General features: G+C 67.9%; 18 protein-coding genes. 1 reads left to right on the top strand and 17 read right to left on the bottom strand.

From position 1 onward, the window contains the following. The 8 genes from MJ603_RS01615 to MJ603_RS01580 all read right to left on the bottom strand — a co-directional run bounded on the left by MJ603_RS01615 (window position 1) and on the right by MJ603_RS01580 (window position 9,161). Entirely contained in the window at window positions 1–336 is a 336-nt protein-coding gene (locus tag MJ603_RS01615; RefSeq protein WP_243061914.1) for a YciI family protein, read from the bottom strand. 169 nt (window positions 337–505) lie between these two features. Beyond that, on the bottom strand, window positions 506–1,951 hold the full coding sequence (locus MJ603_RS01610) for an MATE family efflux transporter (protein WP_243061913.1): 1,446 nt from the start codon (window positions 1,949–1,951) through the stop codon (window positions 506–508). 98 nt (window positions 1,952–2,049) lie between these two features. Further along, the gene (locus MJ603_RS01605; protein ID WP_243061912.1) at window positions 2,050–2,493 is read right to left on the bottom strand and encodes a MarR family winged helix-turn-helix transcriptional regulator; all 444 of its coding nucleotides are present in this window, start codon (window positions 2,491–2,493) and stop codon (window positions 2,050–2,052) included. A gap of 108 nt (window positions 2,494–2,601) precedes the next feature. Then, window positions 2,602–6,090, bottom strand: a complete 3,489-nt coding sequence (locus MJ603_RS01600; protein WP_243061911.1) for a DEAD/DEAH box helicase — start codon at window positions 6,088–6,090, stop codon at window positions 2,602–2,604. Window positions 6,091–6,147: 57 nt separating this feature from the next. Beyond that, a complete protein-coding gene (locus MJ603_RS01595; protein ID WP_243061910.1) occupies window positions 6,148–6,855 on the bottom strand; it encodes a purine-nucleoside phosphorylase in 708 nt (235 codons plus the stop codon). Window positions 6,856–6,899: 44 nt separating this feature from the next. After that, on the bottom strand, window positions 6,900–7,592 hold the full coding sequence (locus tag MJ603_RS01590) for an NAD(P)H-hydrate epimerase (protein ID WP_243061909.1): 693 nt from the start codon (window positions 7,590–7,592) through the stop codon (window positions 6,900–6,902). 43 nt (window positions 7,593–7,635) lie between these two features. Beyond that, window positions 7,636–8,784: a class I SAM-dependent methyltransferase gene (locus MJ603_RS01585; protein ID WP_243061908.1), complete on the bottom strand. Its 1,149-nt coding sequence runs from the start codon at window positions 8,782–8,784 to the stop codon at window positions 7,636–7,638. Then, on the bottom strand, window positions 8,781–9,161 hold the full coding sequence (locus MJ603_RS01580; protein WP_243061907.1) for a helix-turn-helix domain-containing protein: 381 nt from the start codon (window positions 9,159–9,161) through the stop codon (window positions 8,781–8,783). The genes MJ603_RS01585 and MJ603_RS01580 overlap by 4 nt, the downstream gene beginning before the upstream one ends. A gap of 98 nt (window positions 9,162–9,259) precedes the next feature. On the opposite strand from MJ603_RS01580, the gene MJ603_RS01575 reads away from it, so the two are divergent. Continuing rightward, the gene (locus tag MJ603_RS01575) at window positions 9,260–10,111 is read left to right on the top strand and encodes an NAD(P)H-binding protein (protein ID WP_243061906.1); all 852 of its coding nucleotides are present in this window, start codon (window positions 9,260–9,262) and stop codon (window positions 10,109–10,111) included. A 7-nt stretch (window positions 10,112–10,118) separates the two neighbouring features. Here the strand turns inward: MJ603_RS01575 and MJ603_RS01570 are convergent, their stop codons facing one another. From MJ603_RS01570 to dnaK, 9 genes are all read right to left on the bottom strand, one after another. Then, window positions 10,119–11,504, bottom strand: a complete 1,386-nt coding sequence (locus MJ603_RS01570) for an LLM class flavin-dependent oxidoreductase (protein ID WP_243061905.1) — start codon at window positions 11,502–11,504, stop codon at window positions 10,119–10,121. A gap of 54 nt (window positions 11,505–11,558) precedes the next feature. After that, on the bottom strand, window positions 11,559–12,281 hold the full coding sequence (locus tag MJ603_RS01565) for a hypothetical protein (protein ID WP_243061904.1): 723 nt from the start codon (window positions 12,279–12,281) through the stop codon (window positions 11,559–11,561). 78 nt (window positions 12,282–12,359) lie between these two features. Continuing rightward, complete coding sequence (locus MJ603_RS01560) at window positions 12,360–12,632, bottom strand: glutaredoxin domain-containing protein (protein WP_243061903.1); 273 nt, start codon at window positions 12,630–12,632, stop codon at window positions 12,360–12,362. A gap of 73 nt (window positions 12,633–12,705) precedes the next feature. Next, window positions 12,706–13,890 carry a glycine C-acetyltransferase gene (locus tag MJ603_RS01555; RefSeq protein WP_243061902.1) on the bottom strand — a complete coding sequence of 395 codons (1,185 nt, stop codon included), beginning with the start codon at window positions 13,888–13,890 and terminating at the stop codon, window positions 12,706–12,708. Beyond that, window positions 13,887–14,930 carry an L-threonine 3-dehydrogenase gene (gene tdh, locus MJ603_RS01550; RefSeq protein WP_243061901.1) on the bottom strand — a complete coding sequence of 348 codons (1,044 nt, stop codon included), beginning with the start codon at window positions 14,928–14,930 and terminating at the stop codon, window positions 13,887–13,889. Before tdh ends, MJ603_RS01555 begins: the two co-directional genes overlap by 4 nt. Before the next feature lie 142 nt (window positions 14,931–15,072). After that, entirely contained in the window at window positions 15,073–15,507 is a 435-nt protein-coding gene (locus tag MJ603_RS01545) for a heat shock protein transcriptional repressor HspR (protein WP_243062700.1), read from the bottom strand. Window positions 15,508–15,583: 76 nt separating this feature from the next. Then, entirely contained in the window at window positions 15,584–16,588 is a 1,005-nt protein-coding gene (locus MJ603_RS01540) for a DnaJ C-terminal domain-containing protein (RefSeq protein WP_243061900.1), read from the bottom strand. A 118-nt stretch (window positions 16,589–16,706) separates the two neighbouring features. Next, the gene (locus tag MJ603_RS01535) at window positions 16,707–17,441 is read right to left on the bottom strand and encodes a nucleotide exchange factor GrpE (RefSeq protein ID WP_243061899.1); all 735 of its coding nucleotides are present in this window, start codon (window positions 17,439–17,441) and stop codon (window positions 16,707–16,709) included. 2 nt (window positions 17,442–17,443) lie between these two features. Beyond that, complete coding sequence (gene dnaK, locus MJ603_RS01530; protein WP_243061898.1) at window positions 17,444–19,321, bottom strand: molecular chaperone DnaK; 1,878 nt, start codon at window positions 19,319–19,321, stop codon at window positions 17,444–17,446. Window positions 19,322–19,417: the final 96 nt, after the last annotated feature.

Here is a 19,417-nt window from a genome sequence, read left to right as displayed (position 1 = left end):
TCAGTTCCGCACCATGACGGGCCGGATCTCGATGCCTCCTCGGTAGGCCGGCACATCCTTCGCGACGGCGATCGCCGCATCGAGGTCGGGGACGTCGATGAGGTAGTAGCCGCCCATCACCTCTTTGCTCTCGGCGAAGAGGCCGTCCGTGACGACGGCATTTCCTGTGCCGTCGGTGCGCACGGTGGTGGCGGTGTCGGATCCGTACAGTCCGGCGCCTCCGAGGATCACGTCGGCGTGCCGCGCGCGGAACGCATCGTGGTCGGCAGTCATGTCGATGTCGGTCTGTGCGTAGACCGACTCGTCGGTGTTGATCAGGAGCAGGTATTCGGCCATGAGGTCATCCTCGTCTCTTCTGTGGCGAATGGGCCCGGTCTGGGCCTCACTCATACCGACGCGCACGGTGGCGCGAGATCGACAGCCGCCGGTTGCTTCTCACTTTGAGCAATCGCAGCGACTCGTGCTGGCTGCCGGCCGTCCGCAGACGGCCTGCGGCCGGGCGCCGTCAGCCCTCGGCCTGCTCGAGGGCGAGCTCGGCGCGCTCCGGGCTGCCGTCGGCGAGTCCTCGAACGATCGCCCCTCGCGATGCGAGCCACAGCACGATGCCGACGATGAGCACGATGATCTCGGTCACCGTGAGCGCCCAGATGATGCCGGTCAGCCCGAACCAGAGGTTCGCGACGATCACGATCGGGATGAACAGCACACCCTGCGCCATCGACAGCACGATCGCCGCGGTCCCTCGCCCGGTCGCCTGCAGCAGAGAGGTGATGAGGCCCGTGAAGCCGTTGCCGATCATCGCCACGAGCTGGGCGGTCAAGATCGTGACGCCGATACCGAGCAACGACTGGTCCGACGAGAAGATCGAGAACAGCTGATCACGGAACAGGAAGACCAGCACGAAGAAGAAGGCCGCTATGCCGCCGACGGCGACGGAGGAGGCACGCAGTGCAGACGAGAGTCTCTTGGCATCGCCCTTGCCGAACGAGTAGGCGAGCAAGGGCAGCACTCCGATCGTGATGCCCATGATCAAGAACTCGGGCACCTGTGCGATGCGTACGGCAACGCCCATGGCCGCAAGCGGTCCGTCTCCGTAGTGCACGGCGAGGTTGTTCAGCACCAGGCTGGTGACGATGAGGAAGGCCGACTGGAGCAGCTCGCCCATTCCGACGCTGAAGACCGGCTTCAACACGGATGCCCGCAGTGTGAACCAGCGCGGTGCCAGGTTGATGTGGTCGCTGTGGCGTTGCAGCCACGTCATGTAGTACACGACGCTGACGAGGTTCGACAGTCCGATGGCGAGCGCTGCACCGGCGACGCCCCAGTGCAGCACAAGGATGAAGAGCACGTCGAACACGAGGTTCGCGATCGTGGAGGCGATCAGGCCGATCATGGACTGCCGGGCTGCACCCTCGGCGCGCACGAGCTGTTCGAGACAGAACGCGACGGCGAGCACCGGCACGAAGCAGAGGAAGACGGCGACGTAGGCGCTCGTGGCGGGCACGGCGGCGGCATCCGCTCCGAGCAGCGACACCAACGGGTTCAGGAAGATCAGGCCGAGGATGCCGAGGATGACGCCGACGATGACCGAGCCCCAGACCGCGAACGACGAGACGTGCTTGATCTCGTCGGCCTGGGAGGCATCCTTCTCGGATGCCCCGAGCAGCCGCGAAATCAGCGCGCCGCCGCCGACGCCGAAGACGCCGCCGACCGCCATCACGAGGCCGAGCAAGGGGGTTCCGAACGTGATGGCCGCGAGCAGCACGGAGTCGTGCAGGGAGCCGATGAATCCGGCGTTGATGACGTTGTAGACGGCGCCGACGACCATTCCTGCGGCCATCGGCACACACAGGTGCACGAGTGCGCGAACGATCGGCGCGACGGAGAGGTACCAGCGGTTCGATCCGACGACGTCGGACTTCGGTGGGATTTCGATGGTTGCGGTGCTCATGATTGCTCCCTTCAGGGCATGACGACATGGCGTCGGAACGCGCCGACGCGACGAGGTGGGTGCGTGACTAGGTGAGTAGTTGGTGGACGGCTGCGCCGCTACGGGCGCTCGGGTTGCGGAAGCGCCGCCGTGATCTTCTTCAGCAGCGAGTCGAGCTGGTCGCGCTCGTCCTCGTTCAGGGGCGCGAGGATCGTCTCGTCGGCCGCGAGCATCGCGTCTTCGAAGCCCGCGATCAGCTCGGTGCCCGCCTCGGTGGCATAGACGCGTTTACTGCGCTCGTCGCCGTTTTCGGTACGTCGCTCGATGAGACCTCGGCGTTCGAGCCCTTGCAGCATGCTCGACACGCTGGCGGCGCTCGTGCGGGTCATCTTGGCGATGTCTCGCTGTATGGCACCGGGATCCTGCTCGAGATAGCCGAGCACGAAGCCCTGCTCCATGCTGATTCCGCGTTCGCGAACCCAGTCTTCGGCTGCCTTGCGCTGGGCCCAGCCGATCCAGCGCAGCAGCTGCAGACCGCTGAATCTCTCGTTCTCCCGTGCCATGTTTCAAACTCTAACAGTTAGAGCTCTAACAATCAACCATCTAACTAAAATTGCCGTCACGGGCGGTTGCAAACCGATTCGCGACCATCGGGTCGGCCGGGGTCGGGTTCACTCCAGCAGGGCGCGGATGTCGTCGGCCGAGAGCGTCGACGAGAAGGCGCCGTCGTCGTCGAGCACGGCGTCGAACAGCTCCGCCTTCTGCTGGGCGAGCTGCACCACCTTCTCCTCGATGGTGTCGGATGCCACCATGCGGTACACGATCACCTGCTTCGTCTGTCCGATGCGGTGAGCGCGGTCGATCGCCTGGGTCTCGGCAGCGGGGTTCCACCACGGGTCGAGCAGAAAGACGTAGTCCGCTTCGGTGAGGGTCAGCCCGAATCCGCCGGCCTTGAGGCTGATCAGGAAGACCGGGGCGTCGCCCTCGCGGAACCCGTCGATCACATCCGCCCGCCGCCGCGTCGATCCATCGAGGTAGGCGTACGGGATGCCCGCCTGATCCAGCCGCTGCTCGACCTTGCCGAGATACGACGTGAACTGGCTGAACACCAGGGCGCGGTGTCCCTCCGCGACGAGGTCGCCGAGCCGCTCGAGCAGCGCGTCGAGCTTGGCGGAGGGCACGTCGCGGGCATCCGGATCGATGAGCGAGACATCCAGCGCGAGCATTCGCAGCAGGGTGATCGATCGGTACACGATGAACCGTTGCCGGTCGAGGTCGTCGAGCAGCCCGAGCACCTTCTGCCGTTCGCGCTGCAGCCACGTGTCGTAGACGCGGCGGTGCTTCGGGTCGAGATCGATGCGCAGCACCTGCTCCTGCTTCGGCGGAAGCTCGGGCGCGACCAGGTCTTTGGTGCGGCGCAGCAGCAGCGGGCGGATGCGCCGCCGCAAGCGCCTGAGGCGGATCGCGCCGTGTGCGGCATCCGTTCCGTGCACGGGGCTGGCGGCCGCAGCGATCGGCTTGACGTACTCCTCGGTGAAGGCCCGCCGCGACGGGAAGAGCCCTGGCGCCACGATCGAGAACATCGCCCAGAGCTCGAGCAGGTTGTTCTCCAGCGGGGTACCCGTGACGGCGAGCTTGAACGGCGCGTTCAGGTCGCGCGCGAGGCGGTGAGCCTGCGACGCGTGGTTCTTCACGAACTGCGCCTCGTCGAGCACGAGGCCCGACCACGGCAGCGCGGCGAAGTCGGCGTTGTCGAGCCGGAAGACGGTGTACGTGGTGATCACGATGTCGATGCCGTCGGCCAGCTCGGCCAGCGGCGCGCCGCGCTTGCGTCCCGTCGCGGTGACGGATGCCACGCGCAGCCCCGGCGTGAACCTCGCCGCCTCGCTGACCCAGGTGCCCACCACCGACGACGGCACCACGACGAGAAAAGGCTCGCCCTTCGACTCGCTGCGCTCGCTCGGGGAGCTGGAGGGTGCGGACGCAGCCGACTCGCGGGCGTGAGCGATGAGCGCCAGGGTCTGCAGGGTCTTGCCGAGGCCCATGTCGTCGGCCAGCACGCCGCCGAGTCCGTGGTTCCAGAGGAACACCAGCCAGTCGTAGCCGTCGCGCTGGTAGTGCCGAAGGTCGGCGGCCAGCCCCTTCGGCAGCGGGGCGTGTTCGACCAGGGCGGTGCCGGCATCCGTGTCGGGCAACTCGCCGCCGGCCGGCCCAGCGGACAGCGCCAGCAGCCCCTCGACGCTCTCGCGCCACTCGACGGCGGGGAGCGAGGCATCCGCGAGGTCTTCGAAGTCGGCCCAGAGGGTCGCCTGGTACCGGCTGATGCGCGGGCCGGTCTCCCATTCGGCGAGTCCCTCCGCCTCGGTGAGCAGCTCCTTCAGCCGGTCGAACACCGGCTGCTTCAGCGACAGGTAGCTGTGATCGACGAGCAGCAGCTTCTGCCGTCCGGTCGCCAGAGCCCTGAACAGCGGCATGAACGGGATCGAACGCCCTGCGACCGTCACAAGCACGCCGAGGTCGAACCAATCGCGTTGATCGGTCGGCACCGTCGTCACGGTGAGCTCGGGCGTCTCGGTGAGCTCGGTGTAGTCGATGCGCTCACCGACGACGTCGATGCGGATGCGCTCCGCCTCGCCTTCCGGCACGCCGGCGATCATCGACTCGATCTCGGGCAGCACGTTCGCGACCCACTCGGCCGCGTCGATGCCGGTCAGCACGCGGTCGACCAGGGCTGGCTCTGCATCCGCCAACGCCTCGCCGAAGCCGTTCTCGATCGCGGCGCGCGGGGCCACCTGCGGCACGGCAGCGAGCAGCCCATCGACGGTGTCGCGCTCGGCGCGTTCGTCACGCAGACCCCGAGCGGATGTGCCTCCCGCCACCGGAATCGACGTCACCTTGCCGCCGGCGGCGTACTCCCACGTCCAGGTCAGTGCGACGGTCTGCCGCTTGCGGAATTCGGCGCTCAGCACGAGCGTCGGCGGGGCGAGTTCCGGGAGCTTGGTCGAGGCATCCGCTGCGCGCACGCCGACGGTGCGGGCCAGCGCGGGGTAGGCATCCCGCGTGAACTCGGCGACCTCGTCGGCCGGCACGTCGATCGTTCCGCCGCGCGCCAGCGCGAGCAGTTCGGGCGTGAGAGCGGCCGCGGTCGGCGCGAGCGTGATGCTTGCACCGGGTTCCGCGCCGGAGGGTGTCGAGTCGGTCGGCCAGTCGACGACGGCGATGCCGTGGTCGCCGATCGGATGCACCCTGGCGGCGTCCGTCTGCGCGCCGTCCACCACGATGCGCGGCCGCAGCGTCAGCGCTCCGTCGGCATCCGTGCTCGCCGCCAGCTCGAATTCAGCGTTCGCGGCGAGCGCGACCGCACCGTTCTTGTCGCCGGAGACGATGCGGATGCCGCGGGCCGGGGCATCCGCCAGCATCTTCCAGAGCAGGGGGCTGGCGAACTCGACGAGGGTCATCCGCGTGCCGTCGCCCGTGAAATAGCGGCCGGGGGCCGCGCGGGCGAGCGTCTCGAACTCGACGAACCAGCGCAACTGCGCAGGGTCGTAGCCGAACTCGTAGGTGCGGTAGTTGAGGCTTCCCCAGCCGACCTGCGCGTTCACCCAGCCGCGCTTGCCCGGGGCGCCGACGCGCACGGTGACATCCAACCGGTCGGATGCCCGTGTCGCCGCCTGGAACGCCTCCGCCGTTCGCGCCCAACGGCCCTGCGACCGGCGGCGAACCCGCTCGCGCACCTCCACGATCAGGGCGAGCGGTGTGAACTCTCGCGACGTGGCGGCGCCGGACGTGAGCGTGCGCACGGCCGACCGCCATCCGCCCCCGTCGGCGGTGAGAGCTTTCGTCGCCGCACTGGATCGTTCGCGGCTGGCGAGCATCGCGGCCGCCACGTGCTTGCACTTCGTGCCGACGGGGCACGAGCATCCGCTCGCCGTCGGCCGGTAGCCGGCTCCCTTCCCGGTTCCGGCAGGAGGAAGGAGCGTGACCCAGCAGCGGTAGGGACTGCTCGCCGTTCCGACAACGGTGGCCTCGAGAGTGCCGGCCTTCCACGCCAGCTCGAGGACGGCGTCTGACGCGTACGACCTCGCGCGTTGCAGCACCGCGTCGCCGACGTATGCACGCACTGCTCCCAGCTCCACGAGAGGAAACCAGGAGCCGGGCACTCGCACATGCTCTCACGGGGCGCCGACGGCGGCCGACCACTGCTCAGGCTGCCCCGCTCACGAGAACAGGGCCTCGACGGCGACCTCGACCATCGGCGCGTACCCGGTCTCGCGCTCCATGGCGCTCAGCTCGCCGCCGTCGAGCACGTGGTCGGTGACGGTGAGAACGGTGAGCGCCTCCCTGCCTTCCGCTGCCGCGATGGCATACAGCCCGGCCGATTCCATCTCGACGCCGAGCGTTCCCACGGCTGCGAGCGCCTCGAACTTGGCCCGACTACTGCCGTAGAAGGTGTCGGAACTCAACACCGGGCCGACCCGGAACCCGAGCGAACGGGTGCGCGCAGCGGAGACGGCGGCTTCGAGCATCCTGTAGCTGGGCGTGTGGCTGAGGTTCACACCGGGGATCTCCAGGCCGGGCAACGACGAGTCCGTGTGGGCGGATGACGCGATGATCAGTTCGCCGAGCGGCTGGCCGGGAGCCATACCTCCGGTCGTTCCGACCCTCACGATGCGCTGCACGTCGTAGAACCGGAACAGCTCTGTCGCGTAGATGCTCATCGACGGGATGCCCATACCCGACGCCAGTACCGTGACGGCACGCCCACGAATGCTTCCGGTCCAGCCCTCGATGGAGCGCACGTCGGTCACGAGCCGCGGCTCGTCGAAGAACTGCTCGGCGATGCGCCTGCCCCGTCGTGGGTCGCCGGGCATCAGTACCAGCGGAGCGATCTCACCGGATTCCGCGGCGATGTGGGGTGTGGACATGGCATCTCCTTCGATGGTCGCGGATGCAGGCGGGGCAGGCGAGTTCAGCCGACGATCAGCGGCTCGACACCGTCGAGATCGGGCAGCAGGCCGATGTCGACCAGCACGACGCGGCCGGCGTACATCGCGCCCGGGTTGCGCAGGAGCCCCGCCTTGTACGCACCGAACGTGACGGTCACATCGGCGGGGAGCACTGTCTCGTCGGGGAGTGCACCCGTGTCCGGATCGATTCCGCTCGGCAGATCGACCGCGACGACGCGTCGCCGAGGGGATGCCGCAAGCGGTCGCAGCGCTGCGACCGCCTCGCGCGCGATCCCTCGCAACGCCGGGCTGCGATACGCACCCGTGCCGAGGATGCCGTCGACGATCACGTCAGCATCCGTCGCTGCTTCGGTCACCGCTGTCACGGGGTCGTCGCCCAGGTCGACGATCGTGGCGCCGGCGTCGAGCGCGGCGGCCAGCCCGGCAGCGTGCGTGCGCGATCCGAGTTGCGCGAAGGCGACACGGCATCCGGATGCCGCCAGCTCGGCCCCGGCGAACAGCGCGTCGCCGCCGTTGTCACCCGATCCGACCAGGAGCAGCACGCTCGCGCCTGTGCTCGAGTCCTCCATCTCGGCGAACTCCTCGCGAATCGCGACGGCGAGCCCTGCCGCCGCGAGTTGCATGAGCGGTTCGCCCGCGGCCAGATGCGGCGCCTCCGCCGCCCGGATCTGTTCGGCCGAGTACCCCCACATCATGCTCGCGACGATACGCCGCGCACCGCGCGCACGCCCGGATTCACTACCGCTTCGTCGACGCCGCGATCGTGAACTTCGCGTTGCGGCCGACCTGGCGCGTGGGTCCGACCTCGGCGCGCAGCGCCGGCTTGTAGTCGAGGTGCGAGTTGTAGACGGTCCAGAGCTCGCCGCCGGGGGCGAGCAGGCGCGCGGCGGCGACCACGAGCATCCGTCCGACGCGCAGGTCGAGGGCCGCGCCGTTGTGGAACGGAGGGTTGAGCAGCACCAGGTCGGCGCAGGCATCCGGGATGCCCTCGCCCGCGTTCTCCCTGCGCACCTCGATGCGATCGGCGACATTGTTCGCGTTCGCGGTCGCCCGAGCGGATGCCGCAGCCACCGCCGACTGGTCGCTCGCGATCACGCGCAGGTGCGGTCGCCGCAGCGCGAGGGTCGCTGCCAGCGCACCGGTGCCGCATGCGAGGTCGATGGCGAGCGTGGCGCGCGGCGCCGCGTTGTCGAGGTGCTCGATCAGAAAGCGGGTACCGATGTCGATGTGCGCCCCAGCGAATGCCCCGCCGTGCGCGCAGACCCAGAGGCCGGGTGCGATGTCGGCGTGCATCTGCCGGCGCGGCCACTCGGTGGATGCCGCGCGCGCCGCCTCCGCCCTCGGCCCGGTGACGGTGAGCACACGGGCCTTCTGCCGTGCGAGCCCGACATCGATGCGCTCGAACCACCGCGCGAACACCTCGTTCATCGCCACGGCCATGTGCTTCTGCATGCCGCCAGCGATGACGGTTACAGATGAATCGGCGTGGGCCGCGACGAGGCGGGCGATCTCGTCGAGGGCATCGAGACTCTTCGGCAGTCGCAGTAGCACGACCGTCGCGCCGCGAACGAGGTCGGCATCCAGCGCAGACGACCGATACGCTCCGGCGAGCCCCAGCCTTTCGGCGTTGGCGGCGAGGGCCTGTTCGGCCACGACGGCATCCTGATGCACTCGGATCGCGCCGCCGACGGCACCCCGCACAACGGCGTCCGCGGCAGCCAACGTCAGCGCACCGTACACGTCACCCACCACGACGACGTCGCGGCCGATCGTGGCGCGGAGCGCGGATGCCGCGGTGTCGACGATCAGCCGATCCGCGGCATCCGATGCGAACAGGTTGTCGGCCTCGGCGTCGGGCCACCGGCGCAGTGCGGAGTAGTCGATCACGGCTTCGGCTTGCCAGCCACGTCGTAGTCGCCGCGGGCATCCGCGACCTGGTCGAGGTGTTCCTGCGCCCACACCGTCAGCGTCGAGAAGACGGGGGCGAGGCTTCTGCCGAGCTCCGAGATCTCGTATTCGACCCGCGGTGGCACCTCGGCATGGTAGACGCGGCCGACCAACCCGTCGCGCTCGAGTTGCCGCAGTCGTTGGGTGAGCACCTTCGGCGTGATGTCGGCCAGACGTCGTTCGAGCTCGACGAAGCGCTGGGTGCCGAACTCGTTCAGGGTCCACAGGATCGGCGTCGTCCATCTGCTGAACACGATGTCGACGACCGGCGAGATGGGACACGGTGCAGCCTCGGGATGCCCTGCCGAGCGCGCCATGCCGACCTCCTCGAGAGTCACTATCTTCTAGGTACCTACTATATGCACGATGGTAGCTTCGCGATCGTATCGAGAGCCCTTCAACGATCGGAGAGAACATGACCACCATCGCAATCACCGGAGTCACCGGTCAGGTCGGCTCCGCGCTCGCCGACCAGCTCGCTGCTGACGGGCATACGATCCTCGGGCTGGCGCGCTCGGCCACGTCGACCACGGCGCAGGGCCGCTACCTGCCGCGCGCCGTCGATCTCGACGATGCCGCGGCATTCTCGTCAGCCGTCGTGGGAGCGGATGCGCTCTTCCTGCTCGCAACGGGAGAGCACCCTGAACAGGTGGTCTCGGCCGCAGCCTCTGCGGGCGTGCGCCACATCGTGCTGCTGTCGTCGCAGGGCGCAGGAACGCGACCGGATGCCTACCGCGGCGCATCCGCATTCGAGTCGGCCGTGCGCGCTTCGGGCCTGTCGTTCACGATCTTGCGTCCGTCGGGTTTCGCCTCGAACTCCTTCGGGTGGGCGCAGCCCATCCGCGACGGCGGAACGGTTTTCGCCCCGTTCGGCGACACGGCGCTGCCCGTCATCGATCCGCGCGACATCGCGGCGGTCGCGGCCGCCGTGCTGTCGTCGCCGGATGCCCATGTCGGCGCCGTGTACGAACTGACCGGCCCCGAGGCGGTCACCCCTCGCCAGCAGACGGATGCCATCGCTGCGGCGATCGGCCGCCCGCTCGACTTCGTCGAACTCACCCGCGAGGACGCGCTCGCCCGGCTGAGCACAGTCATGCCAAGCGAGATAGCGGACGCGACCCTGGGCATCCTGGGCGGTCCGAGCGTGCGCGAGAGCTCACCGACGGATGCCGTCGAGCGGCTGACCGGCCGCCCCGCGACCCCGTTCTCCAGCTGGGCGGCAGACCACGCGACCGCCTTCGGCGGCGGCCTTCCCTCAGTCGCGTGAGGCGACCTCAGAGACTGCGCTCGAACTGGCCTACGCGGTAGCGGGCGCCGCGGTGGGCATCCGGCAGGCGGTCACCCGCGCCGTGCAGCTTGTTGCGCAGCGTGCCGTCGGCGTACTCCGTCGGGTAGGCGCCGCGCTCCTGCAGCACCGGGATCACGTGCTCCACGATGTCCTCGAACGTGCCGGGGGTCACGACATACGCCAGGTTGAAGCCATCGACGTCGGTTTCGTCGACCCACTGCTGCAGCGTGTCCGCGACCCTCTCGCCCGAGCCGACCACGAACGGGCCGAGGCCACCGATCGCGCTGTGCCGGGCGATGTCGCCCACCGTCCATTCGCGTCCGTTGTCGTTGGTCTCCTGAAAGCTCGCCACGACCGACTGGATCGCGTTCGACTTCACGTTGCCGATCGGCTCGTCGAGCGCGTACTGCGAGAGGTCGATGCCCATCCAGCCCGACATGAAGACGAGCGCGCCCTCCTCACTCGCGTAGCTGAGGTACTCCTCGTACTTCGCTTGGGCTTTCTCGTCCGTCTCGTCGGTGATGAGGGTGAGCAGGGTGTAGATCTTCGCGGCGTAACGGTCGCGACCGGCAGCCTCGAGGGCATCCCGGATCTTCTTCACGGTCGAAGCGACGACCGACTTCGTCGGGCCGGCGATGAAGATCGCCTCGGCGTTCTCGGCCGCGAAACGCATACCCCGCGAGGATGCCCCCGCCTGGTAGATCACGGGCGTGCGCTGAGGCGACGGCTCGGCGATGTGGATGCCCGGCACCGTGAAGTGCTTGCCCTTGTGGCCGATCTCGTGCACCTTCGCCGGATCCGTGAAGATGCCGCGCTCGGCATCCTTCACGACAGCGTCGTCTTCCCACGAGCCCTCCCACAGCTTGTAGAGCACTTCGAGGTACTCATCGGCGTGGTCGTAGCGGTCGTCGTGCTCCGCCTGGTCGTCGTGGCCCATGTTGCGGGCGGCGGACGGGAGGTATCCGGTGACGACGTTCCAGCCGACGCGGCCCTTGGTGAGATGGTCGAGCGTCGACATGCGGCGCGCGAACGGGTACGGATGCTCGTACGCCGTTCCCGCCGTCACCCCGAACCCGAGATGCTCAGTGACATATGCCATCGGAGGAATGACCAGCAACGGGTCGTTCACGGGCACCTGGGCGCCGTTGCGAATGGCCGCCTCGTTGTTGCCGCCATACACGTCGTACGTGCCGAGCACGTCGGCGATGAAGATGCCGTCGAACCTGCCGCGCTCCAGCAGCTTCGCGAGCTCGGTCCAGTACTCGATGTCCTTGTAGTGGTCGGCACGGTCGGCCGGGTGCTTCCAGAGCCCGGAGGTCTGGTGGGCGACGCAGTTCATGTCGAAGGCGTTGAAGCGGATCTGTCGTGGCATCCGTCCATGGTCGCCGAGGCAGGGCAAGAGTCCGTAACCCGGCGCAACACGGCGTCATACGCGCTCTCGTTGGTCGGGTAGCGCGATGGGGCGATCCGCGAACGCCAGCCGCAGATACGGCAGCACGTCCCGGTCGAACACGGCGGTGAGCATCCGATCGCCTAGGTCGGCTGCGACTGCATACACGTACGGATCCGTGTCGATGCGAATGCCGTCGACCGCCCGGCCGTTCACCTCAATCTCGAACCCGTGCTGAACGTGCGACTCGCGCACGCGCTCCCATGCCTCGCGCCGTGTCACGCCATCCGCGTCGCGGTCGCCGGGCTCGGGATGCTTGTTCACCAGAATGTTGTTCGCATGCTGCGCCAGTTCTTGCTCGAGAGCCGGTCGCCCGTTGTACCGATCGGGGGAGTACCAGGCTGTGCTGACAGCATCCCAGAGGAACGGGTAGCGCATGAGCCGCCGGGTCTTGACGATCCATTCGGGCAGCCGCACCGGCGGTGGGGTGTCAAGCGATCGTCGCATGTCGTCGGTCAGCTCTGCGAGGTTGCGGGGATCATCCTTGTCCTCCGGAAACCGCCACAGCGTGTATGAGATGCGCACCGATCGCTCCAGTGTCACGCCGTTGCTGGTCTGCGCGTTGCTACCACCGCCGAACTCTTCGACGGACGACTGTTGCACCAGCCCGAGCACCGGCACCGGGATGAGTGCCGCCCAGTCGTCGATCGATGGAGGTGGCGGACGATCTGCCGGGTCCTTGGTGCGATCTACCCACATGCGACCACACTGGCGCGCCGCCTTCAGGCGGTCAAGGGCTGCCTGGCCGCACCCCGTCGGTCGAGTAGCGGCGGGCGGCTACGCGCCGATCGCGTCGAGCTTCTGCTGCAGCTCGGCATCCGTCGGCTCGACGAAGTGCGTGCCGTCAGGGAAGACGACCACCGGGATGTTCGTGCGCCCACTGATCGCGTGCGCCTTGTCGGCCAGCTCAGGGGTCGCCTCGAGGTCGAGGTACTCGTAGTCGGCGCCGACCCGGTCGAGCAGCGACTTCGAGCGGCGGCAGTCGCCGCACCAGGCCGCACCGAACATGGTGATGCGGTCGACGGGGGCTTCGGTGAGGTTCTGAGGCATCACACCAGGGTAAGACGGATGCCTGAACTCGTCCTGGGCCTCGGCGCCCGTCTGCGCGCAGCAGCCCGCGGCCCTACGCCGCGACCGTCTCCCTCGAGTCGACGAACGCGCGCACGCACCGCTCGATCTGGTCGTGGGTGTGTGCCGCCGACAGCTGCACGCGGATGCGCGCCAGCCCCCGCGGCACCACCGGAAAGCTGAACGCCGTCACGTAGATGCCGCGCCGCTGCATCTCGTCGGCGACCTTGGCCGTGAGCGCTGCGTCGCCGAACATCACCGGAACGATCGGATGCTCGCCGGGCAGCACCTCGAACCCCGCCTCCGTCATCAGACGGCGGAACAGCTCGGCGTTGCCACGGAGGCGCTCGCGCAGCTCGCCTGATCCCTCGAGCAGATCGAGCGCGGCGAGCGTGCCGGCGACGATCGACGGAGCCAGCGTGTTGGAGAAAAGATAGGGCCGCGCTCGTTGCCTCAGCAGGTCGACGATCTCGCGATGCGACGACACGTACCCGCCGGAGGCCCCGCCCAGCGCCTTGCCGAACGTTCCCGTGTAGATGTCGACGCGTCCCTCGACGCCGCACAGCTCAGGGGTGCCGCGACCGTGCTCGCCGATGAAGCCGACCGCGTGAGAGTCGTCGACGAAGACGAGGGCGTCGTAACGGTCGGCCAGGTCGCAGATCTCCCGCAGCGGTGCGATGTAGCCGTCCATCGAGAACACGCCGTCGGTGACGATCACGCGGAACCGCGCGTCGGATGCCTCGACCAACTGCGCCTCGAGGTCCGCCATGTCGCGGTTCGCGTAGCGCAACCGCCGCGCCTTGGAGAGACGGATGCCGTCGATGATCGACGCGTGGTTCAGTGCGTCGGAGATGATGGCATCCTCAGCTCCGAACAGAGTCTCGAAGACCCCGCCGTTGGCATCGAAGCACGACGAGAACAGAATCGTCGCGTCCGTGCCGAGGAAGCGCGAGACACGACGCTCGAGTTCGAGGTGCTGCTCCTGCGTGCCGCAGATGAACCGCACGCTCGCCATGCCGTAGCCCCACGTGTCGAGAGCGTCTCGCGCTGCGGAGACCAGGCGTGGGTCATCCGCTAGTCCGAGGTAGTTGTTCGCGCAGAAGTTCAGAACCTGATCACCGTCCGCCACGATCTCGGTCTGCTGCGGGCCGCGGATGCCGCGCTCGCGCTTGGTGAGCCCCGCCGCCTCGATTCCGGCGAGCTCGTCGGAGGCGTGCTGTCGATATGCGCCGTACGTCACAGTTGCGTCCAATCCAGGATGACCTTGCCCGTGCCGCCAGCTGCGGCGGCCTCGAAACCGCGCTGCCAGTCGCGCGCGGGGAAGCGTTCGGAGATGACGGAGGCGATGGCATCCCGCAGCACCGAACTGGACTGCAGCATGGCGCCCATAGCATTCCACGTCTCGAACATCTCGCGACCGTAGATGCCCTTCAGCGTCAGCATGTGCGTGACGACCTTGCCCCAGTCGATGGAGAACGGTCCGGATGCCAGCCCCAGCATCGCGATGCGGCCACCGTGCGTCATGTTCTCGATCATCTGCGGCAACGCCGTCGGCGCTCCGCTCATCTCGAAACCGATGTCGAAGCCCTCGCGCATGCCGAGCGCGACCTGGGCGTCGGAGATCGGCGACGTCGAGACATCCACCGTGTAGTCAGCGCCCATCGAGCGCGCGAGCTCGAGCCTCGCAGGGCTGACGTCCGTGCCGACGATGAACCTGGCGCCCACGTGTCGGGCGACGGCGATCGCCATGAGGCCGATCGGTCCGCATCCGGTCACGAGCACGTCTTCGCCGACCAACGGGAACGCGAGCGCGGTGTGCACTGCGTTGCCGAGCGGGTCGAAGATCGCACCCACCTCGGGGTCGATCGACGAATGATGCACCCACACGTTGGCGCCCGGAAGCGTGAGGTATTCGGCGAACGCTCCGTCGCGCTGCACGCCGAGTCCTTCGGTGCGGATGCACATCTGGCGGCGGCCCGCGCGACAGTTGCGGCACATGCCGCACACGATGTGCCCCTCGCCCGACACCAGGTCGCCGATCTGCACGTCGTGCACGAGCGGCCCTACCTCGACGACCTCGCCGAAGAATTCGTGGCCAGGGATCAGTGGGGTGCTGACAGCGGATGCCGCCCAGTCGTCCCAGCGCAGGATGTGCAGGTCGGTGCCGCAGATTCCGGTGCGAAGCACGCGGATCGTCACCTCGTCAGGGCCTGCGATCGGGTCTGGCCGGTCTACGAGTTGCAGTCCCGCGCCGGGTTCGGGTTTGAACAGTGCTTTCATGCTGTGGCTTTCCGCTCTTGTGCTTCGGTCGTCCTCGCTGTGGCTGCGGCGTTGTGCGCCGCATGCCACGAGAGAATTGTGCCCCACCGAAGAGACCGAACACAGCGGCTGCGCGTCGTATTACGCACTGGCGCCAGCTCCCTCACCGATCCAGCGGCCGCCAGACCACCACCTGATTGCTGCGCCGCACACGAGTGCCGGCGCGCAACGACACGACCTCGCCCTCCGACCCGGCGGCGAACACGCGTCGCCCCGGACGGTTCAGCATCTCGTCGGCGAGCGCGGACTCGAGTTCGCGCACCCGATCCGTCAGGCGTCCGACCTGGTTCTCGAGCTGCAGGATGCGCCGGATGCCTTCCAAGCTCACGCCCTCGGCGCCCAGCCGCGCCACTTCGCGCAACTGAACGACGTCGCGCATCGAATACCGGCGCGATCGGCCGGCCGTTCGCCGTGGACTCACCAGCCCGAGTCGGTCGTACTGGCGCAACGTCTGCGGGTGCATGCCGGCCAGCTCGGCGGCCGCGGCGATCGCGAAGACCGGAGTCGTCTCATCCAGTTCCACTCTCACCACCCCCATCAACTCTGACGGCCGAAGCCGCGCTTGGTGCGTCAGCATGCCGCAGCCCGGTGCCTATCGTGCCGCAGCGCTGCGCCTATCGCGCCGCCGCTCTGGCCTTCGCCAGCAGATCCTCGCGCGGATTCTCGTCGGGAAGCGTCGCTTCGAACGCCTTGAGAGCCTCTTCGCCCTCCTTGCTGAGGTGCGACGGCACCGCGACCTGAACGACAGCGAGCAGATCACCCGTGCCCTTCTTGGTCGAGACGCCGCGACCCTTGACGCGCAGCACGCGACCGCTCGGCGTTCCCGGTGCCACCTTGAGGCGCACGGTGTCGCCGCTCAGCGTCGGCACCTCGATCGTGGCGCCGAGAGTCGCCTCGGCGAACGTCACCGGCACGTTGACACGCAGGTTCAGACCGTCGCGCTCGAACACCGGATGCTTGCGCACCGTCACCGTGAGATAGAGGTCGCCGCGCTCGCCGCCGTCCGGCGACCGCCGGCCCTTGCGCGGCACGCGGATGCGCTGCTTGTCGGCGACACCCGCCGGGATGCGCACCTTCACGGTCTCGCCGTCGACGGTGAGGTGCACCGTCTCACCGGAGACCGCGGTCTGGAAGTCAATGGTGGTGGATGCCGAGACATCCTGCCCTGGCGTCGGCCCGCCATATCCGCGGTACCCGCCGGTCGTCTGGCCGAAGCGCCCGTTGCCGAACAGGCCGCCGAGCAGGTCGTCATAGTCGGCGCCGCCACCGCCCTGCTGGTACGTGTAGCTCTGGCCGCGGCCGCCCTGGTTGAACATGCCGCCGAAGACATCCTCGAAGCCGCCGGCGCCTGCGCCCCCGCCCGGTGCCGTGAACCGGGCACCGGTGCCCATGGCGCGCACCTGGTCGTATTCCTTGCGCTGCTCCTCGTCGGAGAGCACGGAGTAGGCCTCGCTGATCTCCTTGAACTTGCCTTCGGCCTTGGCATCGCCCGGGTTCGAGTCCGGGTGATACTGACGCGCGAGCTTGCGGTAGGTCTTCTTCAGGTCCGCCTGCGGCACGTCTTTGGAGACGCCGAGCACCTTGTAGAAGTCCTTGTCGAACCAGTCCTGACTGGCCACCCGGCACCTCCTTTCTGTCTGTGTTGAACACCCCACCCACGTTCAGGTCGCAGAAACTGGGCGAATCGGGGGTCCCGAATACCAGTTTGTGCGACCTGAACGGAATGGTGATGCGACGTTACTGCGGAACCGCCACGACCACCTTGGCCGCACGCACCAACGTGGACCCGAGGGTGTAGCCGAGCTCGACCACGTCGATCACGGTCGGCTCGGTCACACCGGCCGTCGGCTGCTGGAAGATCGCCTCGTGCACGTTGTGGTCGAACGGCTCTCCAACCGCCCCGAACGATGCGAGCCCGAGCTTCTCGGATGCCGCACGCAGCTTGGCCGCGATCGTCGCGAACGGACTGTCGACGCCGAGATCACCGTGCTTCTCGGCACGGTCGAGGTCGTCGAGCACAGGGAGGATCGCCTTCGCCGTGTCGGCGACGGCGCGCTCCCGCTCCACCTCGCGGTTGGCCTCGGTGCGCTTGCGGTAGTTCGCGTACTCGGCCGTCACACGCTGCAGATCGGCGAGTCGCTCCGCAGCGAGCTCCTCGGCATTCGACTGTCCCGACAGGAAGTCGAGGTCGGCGTCGGAGAACGAGGTCTCGACATCCGGACCCTCGAAGCCCTCGCCGGTATCCACAACCTGCTCGTGCTCGAGGTCGGCTCCGTCCCCCGAGTCGGGGCCGGGGACCCCAGCCGAAGGGTCGCCATTCGCGGACCCTTCGACTGGCTCCGGGAAATCGGAACCCTGCGGCCGACGGACCTTGCCCGTCTCGGGATCGATCCTGCGCTTATCGCGCACGACCGGCTCGTCCGGCTGCTCGTCGGGCCCACGGCCCTTCGAAGGGTCGTCGTTCTTCGCCATGACTACTTGGCCTGCTCTGAGCTCGTCGAGGGGTCTTCGTCGTCCACGACCTCGGCGTCGACCACGTCGTCCTCCGACGGCGTCGACTCCGATTCGCCCGACTCCTCGGACTGCGGGGCGGAGCCTTCAGACTGCGCCGACTGGTAGATCGCTTCGCCCAGCTTCTGCTGGCTCGCGTTCAGCTTGTCGAACGCCGTCTTCACGGCCTCGTCATCCTCACCGGCGAGCGCGGACTTCAGCGAGTCGACATCACCCTGCACGTCGTCCTTCACGTCGGCGGGGAGCTTGTCCTCGTTGTCCTTGATGAGCTTCTCGATGGAGTAGACGAGCTGCTCGGCACCGTTGCGGGTCTCGGCGGACTCGCGGCGACGCTTGTCGTCTGCCGCGTGCTCCTCGGCCTCGCGCACCATGCGGTCGATGTCGTCCTTCGGCAGCGACGAGCCGCCGGTGATCGTCATCGACTGCTCCTTGCCCGTGCCCTTGTCCTTCGCGGACACGTGCACGATGCCGTTCGCATCGAGGTCGAAGGTGACCTCGACCTGCGGGATGCCGCGCGGCGCCGGCGCGATGCCGGTCAGCTCGAACGTGCCGAGGGGCTTGTTGTCGCGGGTGAACTCGCGCTCGCCCTGGAACACCTGGATCGCAACGGACGGCTGGTTGTCGTCGGCCGTGGTGAAGGTCTCGCTGCGCTTGGTCGGGATGGCCGTGTTGCGCTCGATGAGCTTGGTCATGATGCCGCCCTTGGTCTCGATGCCGAGCGAGAGCGGGGTGACGTCGATAAGCAGAACGTCCTTGCGCTCACCTTTCAGTACACCGGCCTGCAGAGCGGCACCGACGGCCACGACCTCATCGGGGTTGACACCCTTGTTGGGGTCCTTGCCCGTCTCCTGCTTCACGAGCTCGGAGACGGCCGGCATGCGGGTCGAACCACCGACCAGCACGACGTGTGCGATGTCGCCGACCTTGATGCCGGCTTCCTTGATCACGTCCTGGAACGGCTTCTTGGTGCGGTCGAGCAGGTCACTCGTCATCTGCTCGAACTGAGCGCGCGTGAGCGACTCGTCGAGGTTCGCCGGGCCGTTCTCGGTCAGTGACAGATAGGGGAGCTGGATGCTCGTCGACATCGAGCTCGAGAGCTCCTTCTTCGCCTGCTCAGCGGCTTCCTTGAGGCGCTGCAGCGCGATCTTGTCGCCCGAGACATCCACACCGGTGGTGTCCTTGAACTTCTTGATCAGCCACTCGACGACGCGCTGGTCCCAGTCGTCGCCACCGAGACGGTTGTCACCGGCGGTCGAACGCACCTGGATCGTGGAGAAGTCGTCGTCTTTGCCCACCTCGAGCAGCGAGACGTCGAAGGTTCCGCCACCGAGGTCGAAGACCAGGATGAGCTCGTCCTCCTTGCCCTTGTCGAGGCCGTACGCGAGAGCGGCGGCGGTCGGCTCGTTGATGATGCGCAGCACGTTGAGGCCCGCGATCTCACCGGCCTCCTTGGTGGCCTGGCGCTCGGCGTCGTTGAAGTACGCGGGAACCGTGATGACGGCATCCGTCACCGTGTCGCCGAGGTACTGCTCGGCGTCGCGCTTCAGCTTCTGAAGGATGCGCGCCGAGATCTCCTGCGCCGTGTACTTCTTGCCGTCGATCTCCTGGGTCCAATTGGTACCCATGTGACGCTTGACCGACGAGATGGTGCGGTCGACGTTGGTGACGGCCTGACGCTTGGCGGTCTCGCCGACGAGCACCTCGCCGTCCTTGGTGAAGGCCACCACCGACGGGGTGGTGCGGAAGCCTTCCGCGTTGGCGATGACGACGGGCTCGCCGCCCTCGAGCACGGAGACGACGGAGTTGGTCGTTCCGAGGTCGATTCCTACTGCACGTGACATGTGTGTGTTTCCCTTCCTCGGGTGCGTGTGACACCCAGATGGCCCGGCGCCTTCTGCACCTGCGGCCGAAGCCTGTGAGCGAGACTTGAGCCTCGC

It is taken from the genome of Humibacter sp. RRB41 (assembly GCF_022761015.1).
Lineage (GTDB): Bacteria > Actinomycetota > Actinomycetes > Actinomycetales > Microbacteriaceae > Humibacter.
The sequence above is the reverse complement of the archived record's forward strand: the minus strand, read 5'-3'. Positions and strand labels throughout refer to the sequence as shown.

Excerpts from the sequence above, each read along its gene's own strand:
- MJ603_RS01615 (WP_243061914.1), bottom strand. The coding sequence starts at position 336 with ATGGCCGAATACCTGCTCCTGATCAACACCGACGAGTCGGTCTACGCA.
- tdh (WP_243061901.1), bottom strand. The coding sequence starts at position 14,930 with ATGAAAGCACTGTTCAAACCCGAACCCGGCGCGGGACTGCAACTCGTA.
- MJ603_RS01575 (WP_243061906.1), top strand. The coding sequence starts at position 9,260 with ATGACCACCATCGCAATCACCGGAGTCACCGGTCAGGTCGGCTCCGCG.
- MJ603_RS01610 (WP_243061913.1), bottom strand. The coding sequence starts at position 1,951 with ATGAGCACCGCAACCATCGAAATCCCACCGAAGTCCGACGTCGTCGGA.
- MJ603_RS01590 (WP_243061909.1), bottom strand. The coding sequence starts at position 7,592 with ATGATGTGGGGGTACTCGGCCGAACAGATCCGGGCGGCGGAGGCGCCG.
- MJ603_RS01605 (WP_243061912.1), bottom strand. The coding sequence starts at position 2,493 with ATGGCACGGGAGAACGAGAGATTCAGCGGTCTGCAGCTGCTGCGCTGG.
- MJ603_RS01535 (WP_243061899.1), bottom strand. The coding sequence starts at position 17,441 with ATGGCGAAGAACGACGACCCTTCGAAGGGCCGTGGGCCCGACGAGCAG.
- MJ603_RS01545 (WP_243062700.1), bottom strand. The coding sequence starts at position 15,507 with ATGGGGGTGGTGAGAGTGGAACTGGATGAGACGACTCCGGTCTTCGCG.
- MJ603_RS01560 (WP_243061903.1), bottom strand. The coding sequence starts at position 12,632 with ATGCCTCAGAACCTCACCGAAGCCCCCGTCGACCGCATCACCATGTTC.
- MJ603_RS01580 (WP_243061907.1), bottom strand. The coding sequence starts at position 9,161 with ATGGCGCGCTCGGCAGGGCATCCCGAGGCTGCACCGTGTCCCATCTCG.
- MJ603_RS01565 (WP_243061904.1), bottom strand. The coding sequence starts at position 12,281 with ATGTGGGTAGATCGCACCAAGGACCCGGCAGATCGTCCGCCACCTCCA.
- MJ603_RS01595 (WP_243061910.1), bottom strand. The coding sequence starts at position 6,855 with ATGTCCACACCCCACATCGCCGCGGAATCCGGTGAGATCGCTCCGCTG.
- dnaK (WP_243061898.1), bottom strand. The coding sequence starts at position 19,321 with ATGTCACGTGCAGTAGGAATCGACCTCGGAACGACCAACTCCGTCGTC.
- MJ603_RS01570 (WP_243061905.1), bottom strand. The coding sequence starts at position 11,504 with ATGCCACGACAGATCCGCTTCAACGCCTTCGACATGAACTGCGTCGCC.